The 14,408-nt window shown below is 42.8% G+C and carries 7 protein-coding genes and 1 pseudogene; 3 read left to right on the top strand and 5 right to left on the bottom strand.

Going from position 1 to position 14,408, the window contains the following annotated elements:
• Window positions 1-76 precede the first annotated feature (76 nt).
• From recN to KH943_RS00285, 3 genes and pseudogenes are all read left to right on the top strand, one after another.
• On the top strand, window positions 77-1,771 hold the full coding sequence (gene recN / locus KH943_RS00295) for a DNA repair protein RecN (RefSeq protein ID WP_304106213.1): 1,695 nt from the start codon (window positions 77-79) through the stop codon (window positions 1,769-1,771).
• Between the two features lie 116 nt (window positions 1,772-1,887).
• Window positions 1,888-5,555 (top strand): annotated as a pseudogene (metH, locus tag KH943_RS00290) (methionine synthase).
• A 113-nt stretch (window positions 5,556-5,668) separates the two neighbouring features.
• Window positions 5,669-5,863 carry a hypothetical protein gene (locus tag KH943_RS00285; RefSeq protein ID WP_304106211.1) on the top strand — a complete coding sequence of 65 codons (195 nt, stop codon included), beginning with the start codon at window positions 5,669-5,671 and terminating at the stop codon, window positions 5,861-5,863.
• A gap of 52 nt (window positions 5,864-5,915) precedes the next feature.
• On the opposite strand, the gene purL is transcribed toward KH943_RS00285, so the two are convergent.
• The 5 genes from purL to KH943_RS00260 form a co-directional block, all read right to left on the bottom strand.
• On the bottom strand, window positions 5,916-9,812 hold the full coding sequence (purL, locus tag KH943_RS00280) for a phosphoribosylformylglycinamidine synthase (protein ID WP_304106209.1): 3,897 nt from the start codon (window positions 9,810-9,812) through the stop codon (window positions 5,916-5,918).
• Window positions 9,813-10,079: 267 nt separating this feature from the next.
• Complete coding sequence (gene lpxC, locus KH943_RS00275; RefSeq protein WP_304106207.1) at window positions 10,080-11,000, bottom strand: UDP-3-O-acyl-N-acetylglucosamine deacetylase; 921 nt, start codon at window positions 10,998-11,000, stop codon at window positions 10,080-10,082.
• A 26-nt stretch (window positions 11,001-11,026) separates the two neighbouring features.
• Window positions 11,027-12,256 (bottom strand): cell division protein FtsZ, encoded by a 1,230-nt coding sequence (ftsZ, locus tag KH943_RS00270; RefSeq protein WP_304106205.1) that lies wholly within the window; start codon window positions 12,254-12,256, stop codon window positions 11,027-11,029.
• Window positions 12,257-12,298: 42 nt separating this feature from the next.
• Window positions 12,299-13,585 (bottom strand): cell division protein FtsA, encoded by a 1,287-nt coding sequence (gene ftsA / locus KH943_RS00265; RefSeq protein ID WP_304106204.1) that lies wholly within the window; start codon window positions 13,583-13,585, stop codon window positions 12,299-12,301.
• Window positions 13,586-13,602: 17 nt separating this feature from the next.
• On the bottom strand, window positions 13,603-14,370 hold the full coding sequence (locus KH943_RS00260) for a cell division protein FtsQ/DivIB (protein ID WP_438359812.1): 768 nt from the start codon (window positions 14,368-14,370) through the stop codon (window positions 13,603-13,605).
• Window positions 14,371-14,408: the final 38 nt, after the last annotated feature.

The raw sequence follows: 14,408 nt of genomic DNA, 5'->3' as shown, positions 1-14,408 counted from the left end.
ATTGTATAAAAACACTTTACTGTATATTAAATCAAGTGTAATATAACACAAGTTACTATTTATACAGGTATTTAGCATGCTTACTCAACTAACTATCAACAATTTCGCGATTGTACGCCATCTTAATCTTGAACTTTCTGAAGGAATGTCGGTGATTACTGGAGAAACGGGGGCGGGTAAATCCATTGCGATTGATGCCCTTGGGCTTTGTTTGGGTTATCGATCTGAGAGCAGCATGATCCGCAATGGTGCAGATAAAGCCGATATCACTGCAACTTTCCAAATGCAGCCAAATAGCCCTGCCTATTTATGGTTGAAAGATCATGAATTGCTAGATGAAGAGAATTCGCACGAATGTATTTTACGCCGAATGATTAACCTTGAAGGACGTTCGAAAGCTTTTGTGAATAACCGTCCATTGCCGATTTCTCAATTACGTGAATTAGGGCAATATTTGATCCACTTAAACGGTCAGCACGCACCACAATTGCTGTTGAAAAGTGAGTATCAGCTTGAGCTTGTAGATAATTATGCGGGCATTCATAACTTGCTTGGCAAGATGCAAGAGCAGTACAACAAATGGCGAAAATTACATCAGCAAGTGAAAAACTTTCGCCAACAATGCAAAGAGAATGAGGCTCGTAAGCAGTTGTTGCAATATCAGGTAGATGAATTGGATGAATTCGATATTAAAGAGGGCGAATTTGAAGAAATGGAAGAGACGCATACTCGTTTGTCCAATTCTGAAGAGCTTACTGAAATGTCGCAATCAGTATTGGATTTATTGAGTGATGATAATTCGAATGCTGATTCTCTGATTTACAACGCTATTCGATATTTGGAAGATTTGGTGGATGTGGATGCAAACTATCAATCTTCGCTTGATATGCTTAATGAAGCCTTGATTCAAGTGCAAGAGGCAAGCTCGGAAGTGCGTGCATTGGCAGATAGTATTGAGCAAGATCCTGAATTATTATCGGAATTGGATGAACGTATTTCTCGTGCGATGTCGCTAGCGAAAAAACACTATGTTTCGCCAAATGAGTTATGGCAACATCATAGTGTATTGCAAGATGAGCTACAAAAACTCGTTGATTTTGAAGATAACGAAGATCAACTGATTGCAGATGAGAAAAAAGCATACCGTGAATGTGTAGTGTTAGCAGAACAAATTTATCAAGAGCGAGTATCTGCTGCTCAAAAATTGGCAGAACAAGTAACTAGCCAAATCAAAGCTCTTTCGATGGAAAATGGCGAATTTTATATTGATATTCAGCACGATATGAAAAAACTCACACCAAATGGGGCAGATTTTGTTGAGTTTAACTTACGCAGTAACTTGGGACAAAATGCGCAGCCTCTCGCTAAAATTGCTTCAGGTGGTGAGCTTTCGCGCATTTCTCTTGCCGTACAAGTTTTAACCGCGAATAAACTTTCGACACCGACTATTATTTTTGATGAAGTGGACGTGGGAATTAGTGGTATTGCTGCTACAACTGTAGGCAGATTATTACGCCAATTAGGCAATAAATGCCAAGTACTTTGCGTGACCCACTTACCGCAAGTGGCAAGTCACGGGCATCAACATTTCAACGTACAGAAATATGTGAAAGACAATCAGACCGAAACACAGATGAGCTTGCTTTCTGAACAAGAACGAGTCAATGCTTTAGCTCATCTATTAGGTGGTAGCAAAATTACTGATGCGGTATTGGCGAATGCTCAGGAAATGTTGGATTTGGCGAGAGAAAGCACTACCTATAAGAATTGAAACTACTGAAGAAAGCTAGTGAACTTATTTTCGCTAGCTTTTTTATTGCCTATTTGACACCTCTTTCCCTTCTGCCTATCATTCCCGCATTATTAATCCGATTTACGGAACAAATTATGACCAATAAAATCGCTCAACTTAAACAATCCCTTGAACAACGTATTCTGATTTTAGACGGCGCAATGGGAACGATGATCCAAAAATATAAACTCACCGAGGCCGATTTTAGGGGCGAGCAGTTTAAGGAAAGTACGATTGATTTGCGTGGTAATAATGACTTGCTCACGCTTACTCAGCCGTTATTGATTTCGGCGATTCACGAGAAATACTTAGCGGTGGGCACGGATATTATTGAAACTAACACCTTCAGTTCCACCACCATTGCACAGGCAGATTACAACCTGTAAGCGGTCGCTTATGAGCTGAACTTTACAGGGGCGAAATTGGCGAGAATGACGGCGGATAAATTCAGCACGCCTGAAAAGCCGCGCTATGTGGCAGGGATTTTAGGTCCAACCAACCGTACCGCTTCTATTTCGCCCGATGTGAATGACCCTGGCTTCCGTAACGTAACCTTTATGGAATTGGTGGAAGCTTATTCGGAAGCGACTCGCGGTTTGATCGAGGGCGGTGCTGATTTGATTATGATTGAAACTATCTTCGATACACTCAACGCCAAAGCAGCAGTATTCGCCATTGAAAACGTGTTTGAGGAAATAGGCGTAGAATTGCCGATTATGATTTCTGGCACAATTACTGATGCATCAGGACGTACACTTTCGGGACAAACTACGGAAGCCTTCTACAACTCTCTTTGCCACGCCAAACCGCTGACTTTCGGATTGAACTGTGCGTTGGTCCGAAAGAGCTTCGCCAATATGCCGAGCAACTTTCCAAAGTGAGCGAAACCTACGTTTCCGTTCACCCGAATGCAGGCTTGCCAAATGCTTTTGGTGGTTATGATTTAGGGGCAGAAGAGATGGCTGCTCACTTAAAAGAGTGGGCTGAAAGTGGTTTTGTAAACATTATCGGAGGTTGTTGTGGTACGACACCAGAGCACATTAAAGCCTTTGCCGAGGCGGTAGAGGGCGTTCCCCCACGTAAACTCCCTGAAATCAAAACTGCCATGCGTTTATCAGGTTTAGAACCTATCAATATTGATGATAAAAGCCTGTTTGTGAACGTGGGCGAACGTAATAATGTAACAGGTTCAGCAAAATTCAAACGCTTAATCAAGGAAGAAAAATTCGCAGAAGCTATTGAAATTGCCATCGATCAAGTAGAAAACGGTGCACAAGTGATCGACGTAAACCTGGACGAAGCCTTGCTTGACAGTAAAAAATGTATGACCCGTTTTCTCAACATTATGGCGACCGAACCTGATGCAGCCAAAGTACCAGTGATGATAGACTCCTCCAAATGGGAAGTGATTGAAGCGGGTTTGCAATCAGTACAAGGTAAACCAATCGTTAACTCTATTTCCTTAAAAGAGGGCGAGGAAAAATTTATTCATCAGGCTAAATTGGTGCGTAAATACGGTGCGGCAGTTGTGGTGGGCAAGCTGATACCGAAGAGCGTAAAGTGGAAATCTGTACCCGTGCCTATCGTATTTTGGTAGATCAGCTTAACTTCCCACCTGAAGACATTATTTTCGACCCGAATATTTTTGCCATCGGCACGGGTATTGAAGAACACAACAACTACAACGTAGATTTTATCAACGCCACGGGTCGCATTAAACGCTTGTTGCCACACGCCAAAATTTCGGGCGGAGTATCAAACGTGTCCTTTTCCTTCCGCGGAAACAACGTGATGCGCGAGGCAATTCATGCTGTATTCCTGTATCATGCCATCAAACAAGGTATGGATATGGGGATCGTAAATGCGGTGCAGCTCGCCATTTATGACGATCTCGATCCTGAATTACGTGAAATTGTGGAAGATGCGGTATTAAACCGCAGCCCAGATGCAACTGAAAAATTACTCGATATTGCGGAAAAATATCGTAACCAAGGCAACGATGAAAGTGCGGTCGATTCTGTCGCAGAATGGCGCACTTGGCCAGTGGAAGAACGTTTAAAACACGCTCTTGTGAAAGGGATTACTACTCATATTGTGGAAGATACTGAAGAAGCTCGCCAAACATTACCAAGTCCATTAGATGTGATTGAAGGCCCGTTGATGGCTGGCATGGACGTAGTAGGCGATTTATTCGGTGACGGAAAAATGTTCCTACCACAAGTGGTGAAATCGGCACGTGTGATGAAGCAATCGGTCGCCTATTTAGAGCCATTCATCAATGCTACTAAACAGAAAGGATCAAGCAACGGCAAAGTGGTGATCGCCACGGTAAAAGGCGACGTGCATGACATCGGCAAAAACATCGTGAGCGTAGTGATGCAATGTAATAACTTTGAAGTGATTGATTTGGGCGTAATGGTGCCAGCAGACAAAATCATTCAAACCGCTATCGACGAAAAAGCAGACATCATCGCTCTAAGTGGTTTAATCACGCCATCTTTGGACGAAATGGAATATTTCTTAGGCGAAATGACCCGTTTAGGCTTAAATCTGCCAGTAATGATCGGCGGGGCGACCACGTCCAAAGAACACACGGCGATTAAACTTTATCCAAAATATAAAGAACATGGCGTGTTTTACACCTCCAACGCCTCCCGTGCTGTAACGGTGTGTGCCACCTTGATGAACCCAGAAAGCCGTGCAACGTCGTGGGAGCAGTTCAAAGCGGATTACGAGAAAATACAAAAATCCTTCGCCAACCGCAAACCGTTACGCAAGCAACTTAGCATTTCAGACGCAAGAAATAACCGCTTGCGTGCTTTCGAGGGCGAATGGGCGGATTATGTGCCGCCAGTGCCGAATCAGACAGGCATTGTGGAATATAAAAACGTGCCGATTGCCGAGCTGCGCAAATTTATCGACTGGTCACCGTTCTTCCGCGTATGGGGCTTAATGGGCGGCTACCCTGATGCATTCGATTACCCAGAAGGCGGCGAAGAAGCACGTAAAGTGTGGAACGATGCCCAAATGGTGTTAGATGAATTAGAGCAAAACCACAAGCTCAACCCAAGTGGCATTTTAGGTATTTTCCCTGCGGAACGTGTGGGCGATGATGTGGTACTTTTCGCTGATGAAGAACGCAAACAACCAATCGGCACCGCTTACGGCTTACGCCAACAAACCGAACGTGGCAAAAACAGCAAAAGCCCGTTTAACTTTGCCTTAAGCGACTTTATTGCCGATCGCGAAAGCGGCAAAAAAGACTGGATGGGGATGTTCGCCGTCTGTGCGGGTATTGAAGAAATGGAATTAGTGGAAGGCTATAAAGCAGCAGGCGATGACTACAACGCTATCTTGCTACAAGCTGTGGGCGACCGTTTAGCCGAAGCCATGGCGGAGTACCTGCATTTTGAACTGCGTACCAAAGTGTGGGGCTACTCTAATGAAACCTTCGACAACGCAGGCTTAATTTCCGAAAACTACCAGGGCATCCGCCCTGCCCCTGGCTACCCAAGTTGCCCAGAACACACAGAAAAAGCCTTGATTTGGGATTTACTGGGAGTAGAACAACGCATCGGTATGCGCTTAACTGAAAGTTATGCCATGTACCCAGCGGCTTCCGTCTGCGGTTGGTACTTCATCCACCCAGCAAGCAACTATTTCACTCTTGGACGCATTGATGAAGACCAAGCAGTGGATTACGCGAAGCGTAAAGGCTGGGATGAGAGAGATGGTGAAGTGGTTAGGTGTGGCGATGAAGTAAAAAAATCTTTTTTTAACTCTTCGTAAGAGTACAACTATACTGTTTATAATCATAGGTAAGAATGGCGTACTTAATAAATTTTCACACTTCATCTTTACTGCAAGACAAGTAATGTGAATCAAGGCTTAACTTTTAAAGCACAAGATAGCACCTCTGCGACGAAGAAACTAAGCAAGATCTTAGATGTAGTCTGCGAAAACCGCATTATGACAACAATTATAGCAGCAGACGAATTAACCGATAACAATATTGGCGTTGAAGCGGATAGTAACGATATGTTACGCATAAAATTAGTAAAAAACGGATAAAAAAATCGCTTATTATCCGTTTTACTCAGAAATTACTGTGATTTAACTTAAATTACTTCAACGCCACTCTCGCATTTCTAAACAATCTCATCCACGGACCATCTTCTGTCCAGTCTTCTGGATGCCATGAGTTGCTTACTGCACGGAATACACGTTCTGGGTGTGGCATCATAATGGCAACGCGACCGTCCACGTTGGTAATCGCGGTAATACCTTCCACCGAGCCGTTCGGGTTAGCTGGATACACTTCGGTTGGATTGCCGTTGTTGTCGATGTATTGTGCAGCAATTAAGCCTTGTGCTTTTAAGCCCGCTAATTGAGTAGCGAATTTGAACTCAACTTGACCTTCCCCGTGTGCAACCGCGATTGGCATATGCGAACCTGCCATTCCCGCAAACCAAGGTGATGCCACTTCATTGATTTTCACTAAGCCCACGCGTGCTTCATAACGTTCAGATTTGTTGCGAACGAAACGTGGCCAATTTTCTGTGCCAGGGATAATTTCCGCTAAGTTTGACACCATTTGGCAACCGTTACATACGCCTAAAGTAAGGGTATTCGGGTTCGCAAAAAACTGGCTAAATTGGTCACGTAGTTGTGGATTGAAGAGAATTGATTTCGCCCAGCCACCACCTGCACCTAATACGTCGCCGTAAGAGAAACCACCACACGCTACTAATGCGTTGAAGTCGGCAAGATTGCGACGACTAGACATTAAGTCAGACATATGCACATCAATCGCATTGAAGCCTGCACGGTCGAATGCCGCCGCCATTTCGTAATGACTGTTCACGCCTTGTTCACGTAGAATCGCAATGGTTGGTTTCGTACCTTTGTTGATAAATGGAGCTGCAATATCTTCGTTCACATCGTAAGTTAAGAATGCTGATAAACCTTTATCCGTTGGGTTTTTCTTAGCTTCAAACTCTTGGTCGGCACACTCAGGATTATCGCGTAAACGTTGCATTTGGTGGGTTAATTCTGCCCAAATGCCGCGTAATTCAGAGCGTTTTTCGCTGAGTAATTTACGGCTGCTGCGGCTAATCTCAAAGCGGTCATCAGCAGTTACCGCACCAAGTTCGTGGGTGATGCCAAGCAAGTTATGTGCTTTTAACACTTCACGCACGCTTTCTAATTGGCTATCAGCAACTTGGATTACCGCACCTAACTCTTCGTTGAATAATACTGCTAAGTCGTTATCGCCCAAAGCTGAAATATCCACTTCCACCCCGCAATGTCCCGCAAACGCCATTTCTGCTAATGTCGTAATTAAACCGCCATCTGAACGGTCGTGATACGCCAACAATTGATCTTCTGCCACTAACGCTTGCATTGCGTTGTAAAAATCTTTTAAGCGTTGCACGTTGACTACGTCCGCTGGTTTATCGCCCAATTGTTTATACACTTGAGCCAGAGCGGTTGCACCTAAACGGTTTTTACCTTCGCCCAAGTCAATGAATAAGAGGCTAGATAAACCTTTATCGGTGCGAAGTTGTGGCGTGATAGTTTTACGTACATCTTCCACGCGTGCAAACGCAGAAATTACTAATGAAAGTGGTGCAGTCACCGCTTTTTGCTCGCCATTTTCTTCCCAAGTGGTACGCATTGACATGGAGTCTTTACCCACTGGAATAGTTAAGCCTAATGCAGGGCAAAGCTCTTCGCCCACCGCTTTCACGGCTTCGTATAAGCCTGCATCTTCGCCTGTATGACCTGCGGCACTCATCCAGTTCGCAGAAAGTTTAATGCGTTTGATGTCGCCAATGTTGGTTGCGGCGATATTGGTAATAGATTCCGCCACTGCTAAACGTGCAGAAGCCCCGAAGTCTAATAAAGCAACAGGTGCACGTTCGCCCATCGTCATTGCCTCACCGTGATAGCTGTCTAATGAAGCGGTAGTTATGGCAACATCAGACACTGGGATTTGCCACGGACCGACCATCTGATCTCGTGCTACCATCCCTGTAACAGACCTGTCACCGATGGTGATTAAGAAGGTTTTTTCTGCCACTACGGGTAAGCGTAACACACGGTGCAGTGCTTCTTTTAATTGAATGCCTTGCTGATCAAGCGGTTGATTTTCCACAGTTTTTGACGAAACTTCACGGTGCATTTTCGGGGTTTTGCCGAGCAACACATTCATTGGTAAATCAATCGGATTATTGTCAAAATGGTTGTCGTGTAAGGTTAAGTGTTTCTCTTCAGTCGCCTCCCCAATTACCGCATAAGGTGCACGCTCACGGCGGCAGATCTCTTCAAATTGAGCTAATTTATCTGCGGCAACCGCTAACACATAACGCTCTTGCGATTCGTTACACCAAATTTCAAGCGGCGACATCCCTTTTTCATCGCACAGGATTGAGCGTAAATCGAACTTACCACCGCGATCGCCATCGTGAACCAGTTCAGGCATCGCATTTGATAAACCGCCCGCACCCACATCATGGATGAATGCGATTGGATTTTCTTCGCCTAACTGCCAGCAACGGTCGATTACCTCTTGGCAACGACGTTCCATCTCTGGATTCTCACGCTGTACGGAAGCAAAATCTAAATCTTCTTTTGATTTGCCAGAAGCCATTGAAGAAGCCGCACCACCGCCTAAACCGATGTTCATTGCAGGGCCACCAAGCACCACGAGTTTTGCACCTACTGGAATTTCGCCTTTTTTAACGTGTTCGGCACGAATGTTACCAATACCGCCTGCCAACATAATTGGCTTGTGGTAGCCACGCACTTCTTCGCCCGCAAAGCTGTTTACTTTTTCTTCATAGGTACGGAAATAACCAAGCAACGCAGGGCGACCAAATTCGTTGTTAAACGCAGCACCGCCTAATGGACCTTCGATCATAATATCTAAAGCGGAAGCGATGCGATTTGGTTTAGAGAGATCATTTTCCCACGGCTGTTTGAAGTCTGGAATCACAAGGTTAGATACCGAAAAGCCTGTTAAACCTGCTTTTGGTTTTGCACCACGCCCTGTTGCGCCTTCATCGCGAATTTCCCCGCCCGAACCTGTTGCCGCACCAGGGAATGGCGAAATCGCCGTTGGGTGATTATGGGTTTCTACTTTCATTAATATGTGGGCATCTTCTTGATGTGCACGATATTGCCCATCTTGATCTGGGAACCAACGCCCTACAGTTGAACCTTCCATTACCGCAGCGTTATCTTTATACGCAGAAAGAACGTAGTCTGGCGTTTGTTCAAAGGTGTTTTTGATCATTTTGAATAACGATTTTTCTTGTTTTTCACCGTCGATTGTCCAGTCTGCATTGAAGATTTTGTGGCGGCAGTGTTCTGAGTTTGCCTGTGCGAACATATAGAGTTCGATGTCGTTCGGATTGCGGTTTAACACCGTAAAATTTTCCACCAAATAATCCATCTCATCATCAGCTAATGCTAAGCCCAACTCGATATTTGCTTGTTCTAATGCTTGACGGCCACCGTTTAAAATGTCGATAGTGGTAAACGGTTTTGGCTCTTGTTGCGTGAACAGCGAACCTGCCTCCTCTTCATTATTTAACACCGTTTCTAACATACGGTCGTGCAATAAACCTTTTAGCGTTGCCAATTCTGCTTCGGTTAACTCACGTTCAAAGCTGAAATAGTACGCCAAACCACGCTCAATACGGCTCACATTTGCCAAACCGCAGTTGTGAGCGATATCGGTCGCTTTAGAAGACCAAGAGGAAATCGTCCCTATACGAGGGGTCACAATTAAACAAAAACCCGTGGGATCGTGTTCTGTAAGGGTTGGACCGTAGTGCAATAATTCTTGTAATTTAGTAATTTCGCCTTCTGCAAGCGGTGCATTTTGCTCAACAAAATGCAAATACTCTGCATACACTGAAGTGACAGGCAGCTGATGTTGCTGGAATTTTTGTTGAAGTTGGGTTAAACGAAATTCTGAAAGGGCAGGAGAGCCGCGAAAGGTTTTTACAGTCATATTGCAGTTCCGTATTAAGAAAAGTAAAAAATCGGGCGTATTATAACGGATAACGCAAACGTTTGCATTTTAAAAATGCACAAGTGTGATTGACTCCTTATTATGTGGGTGGGTAGTAATTCAGGAACGAGAGATAGTTTGGAATTGCGTAATGTAATTTCAGGAAGAGAGAGAAGGAAGAAAATAGAGAATGAAAGTGACTTTGTAAAAAAGCGGTCAAAATCGACCGCTTACCCCTCTTTCACAAGGAAAGAGGGGTAGAATTGATTAGATAAAAACTAAATCTTTTAAGCGATAACCTTGCGGCACGGTTTCTTTGTCCTCGAAAGTGACAAATTCCCACGCATTTTCATTCGCAAGCACGGCACGGAGTAACTTATTGTTCACACCGTGACCCGATTTATACGCTCTGAAATCGCCTAAGATGTTGTAACCGCACATAAAAAGATCGCCGATAGAATCGAGCATTTTATGTTTTACTAATTCATCTTTATAGCGTAAGCCATCTTCATTCAAAATGCGGTAATCATCTAACACGATGGCATTATCTAAGCTACCGCCTAGTGCTAAACCAATTGATTGGAGATATTCCACATCTTTCATAAAAGTAAAGGTTCTTGCACGGCTAATTTGCTGAATGAAATTTTCGGCTGAAAGATCCATCGTAAAATGGCGTACATCTTTGCTAATCATCGGGTGATTGAAATCAATGGTGAAATCTAATTTTAAGCCATTTGCATAAGGTCTGATTTCTGCCCATTTATCACCCTCTTCCACACGTACAGTTTCTTTAATGCGGATGAATTTTTTCGGAGCATTTTGTTCTTCGATACCCGCATCTAAGAAGAGATAGATAAACGGACTTGCACTGCCATCCATAATTGGAATTTCAGGAGCATCAACTTCCACGATAAGGTTGTCTAACCCTAATGCTGCCATCGCCGCATTTAAGTGTTCAACGGTTGAAATACGCACACCGTCATCGTTGATCATACAAGTACAAAGCTGTGTATCACGAATCGATTCCGCACTTGCAGGGAAGTAAACTGCAGGTTCTAAATCGGTTCGAGCATAAATAATCCCCGTATTGGCAGGTGCAGGACGCAAAGTAAGCGTCACTTTTTTACCGCTGTGCAAACCAATGCCAGTGACTTTGGTTGCTTGTTTTAGGGTTCTTTGTTTAATCATTTTTTATTCCTCGCAAGCGGTCGAAATTAACGACCGTTTCGCATAAATCCTGGAATAGAGCTCGGTGAGAACACTTGGTTTGGATCAATTGTTCTTGGCTGTTGCGTTGTTCCAGCATTTTGTGGTGCTTGGTTAAAGCCAGTTGGTTGTGGTTGATGACCATAACCAAGATTAGGTTGAGTAGGCTGAACAGGTTGTTGAATGCCATATCCTACAGGTTTTTGAGTAGGTTGTTGAGCAGGTGCAGGCTGTTCTAACATACCTGTTCTCGGCATAGCAAGTTCTTCGGTCTGACCTAAACCTGTTGCTACTAATGTTACACGGATTTGACCTTCCATTTCAGGATAGAATGTTGTACCAAAGATGATGGTTGCATCAGGATCTGCTGCTTCTGTTACATATTTTACGACAGCATCTACTTCATTCAGTTCTAAATCATCACCTGCAGAGATGTTAATTAATACGCCTTTTGCACCAGATAAATCTACATCTTCTAATAATGGGCTTGCAACCGCATCCATTGCTGCACGTTCTGCACGACCTTCACCTTCAGCAACACCTGTTCCCATCATTGCACGCCCCATTTCAGACATTACCTTTTTCACGTCGGCAAAGTCTACGTTTACTAAGCCTTCTTTAGTAATCATATCTGTGATACCTAATACGGCATTGCGTAATACATCATCAGCATAAGCGTAGGCTTCTTTAAATTTAATATTTTTAGGAAGTACTTTTAGTAATTTTTCATTTTGGATAATAATGAGAGAGTCTACGTTTTTAGACAACTCTTTAATACCTTGTTCTGCAAAATGAGCACGTTTTTTACCTTCAAAGTTAAACGGTTTGGTCACAATTGCAACGGTCAATGCTTCTTGGCTTTTCGCAATTTCTGCAATCACAGGTGCGGCACCAGTACCTGTGCCACCACCCATACCTGCTGCGATAAACACCATATCAGCACCATTAATCATGTTGCTTAATGCTTCACGATCTTCTTCAGCAGATTGATAACCAATGTTTGGATCAGCCCCAGCACCTAAACCATTGGTTATATTCGCCCCGATTTGAACAGTGTTACGAACAGAGCTTGAACGTAAAACTTGTGCATCTGTATTGACAGAGAAAAACTCAACACTACCAATATCATCTTCTTGGCAGCTCTTTACCATATGGTTAAGAGCATTACCGCCACCGCCACCAACACCAACGACTTTAATGATCGCATCAGGTGTCATTTCAAAAACTGGTTCGAACATTCTTTTACTCCCTAAAAATAAGTACTGTATCGACTTATTAATTTAAAAATTTGATTTAATCCAATTCAGAGCTTTACGTGTTTTTTTCTTCACGCCTTCAAATACATCCGCAACATTTTGATTGCTAATTAGTGCCGTATTTTTAAGTTGTATTGGATAGTGATAATGATATTGCAAAAGCCCTAAAACCGTAGCATATTGTGGTTTGTTTACATAATCAGTTAACCCTGTAATATGTAATGGACTCCCTACACGCACATGCGCATCAAAGACATTTTTTGCACATTTTACAATATCTTCTATTTGTGAACCACCACCAGTTAACACAAAACCTGCAATTAATTCCTGTTTTATTCCCTGCATATACAAATCTTGACGTAATTGCATTAAATCGGCATTAATTACTTTGAATAAATCGCTATAACATTTAGCAGTTACTTCTGCAACATGTGCTTTAGTATAAATGCGAGGCGCACCACCTGCTAATCCTGCAATTGAGAATTTTTTATCAGGATTATTAGACGGTGGTGAAACGGTACTCCCATAATTAATTTTAATATTTTCTGCTTCTTTACGTGATGTTGTAAAAGTACGAGCGAGGAAATCGGTTACATCGTTTCCACCAAAGGGATAAACTTTACTAAAACGTAGCGCACCATCGGTATACACCATCACATCCATCGTGCCTGCACCAATATCAACTAAGCAAACACCTAACTCTTTTTCATCTTCCGTCAATACGGAGCAAGCTGAAGCCAAACCAGAAAAAACAACACCTGCCACTTCTGATTTTTTATCGCGTTCGACAGCATTAACTAAATTGCGTTTCCAATCTTGATGAGCCGCAATTAAGTGAATGTGGGCGGTTAATCGGCTACCAGATAACCCCACTGGATTTTTAGTTGAGGGTAAGCGATCCACCTTAAACTCCTGAGGAATAATATGTAACATTTCTAATCCATCAGGTAAACGCACGGAACTGGCATTGTATTTTGCATCATCAACATCTTCCTTTCTTACAATATTTTCTAAAGGAATCTGTCCAACTTCATTTAGACCCGTAATATGTGGACCTGAAATGGCAAGCATTACTTGGAAGAAATCCAGATTTGAAACGGATTCAGCTTCTTCAATAGCATTGCGAATGGAGCGCACCACAGCATCTAAATCAATAATACCACCACGATCTACACCTTTTGAAGGTGATACGCCAGTGCCCAATACTTTAATTACGCCGTCAGGTAAGATTTCTCCAATTACGGCGACCGTCTTAGATGTACCAATATCAAGCCCTACAACGGTATCTAGCTCATCTCTATTATCACTCATTTTCTCTTTCGTTTTATTTATAATTTAGGTTTTTGTATTGGATAGAAGCCGACTGCAGCACCATGTTCATAACGTAAATCAACATAGGCAACACGCTGCCCCTCAGGCACTTCTATTTCTGGGAAAATCATTATAAAGCGGTCAATTTTAGGAATCCATTCACCGCGCCCTAATTTTAATTCAATATTATTTGCCAGCGTAATCGACCAAGAGCCGCGATTATCTACGGCAAGTGATTTCAGTGATAAATCTCTTGAAGTCAGTTCTTTTTGGATTTTACTCCATGCTTCAAGCACATCTTTACTTTCTGCGTCAGGTCCAAACATAACAGGTAAATCTGCTTTATCAAAGCGATCTGCTGGCAAACTAAACACAACCCCTTGGTCAGACAAATAATGAACATTATTCCATACGGCAACAGGTTTATATTCAACAATACCAATGCTTAAACGATCAGGATAAGATTTCCGTACAACAACATCTTTTACCCAAGAAAGCTGCTTTAATTTCTCTTTAACTTCTTGAATATCCTGAGAAAAATAGCCTTTAAGCACAGGTTCTTTAGCTAATACTTCACGAATATCTGCATTGGTTGTAAATTGGGTTTTATGTGTTAATGCATAAGCACGAATAGGTGTTCTATCTAAACTTTCTAATATCGTCGACCAACTTGCATATAAAGCATATATCACAATGAAACAAAATAACAGAATCAACGGCTTAAATGAAGTTAGCCATTTCATTGGCAATAAATGAATTTTTGCTACCACATGCTCTTTAACCATATGGGCATAGTTGGGTTTTCTCTTTCGAGCAAACTTAG

The sequence above is a fragment of the Haemophilus parahaemolyticus genome (genome assembly GCF_018373095.1).
Classification (GTDB): Bacteria; Pseudomonadota; Gammaproteobacteria; order Enterobacterales; family Pasteurellaceae; genus Haemophilus_A; species Haemophilus_A parahaemolyticus_A.
Note: the sequence above shows the minus strand (reverse complement) of the source record. Positions and strands in the feature narration are given on the sequence as shown.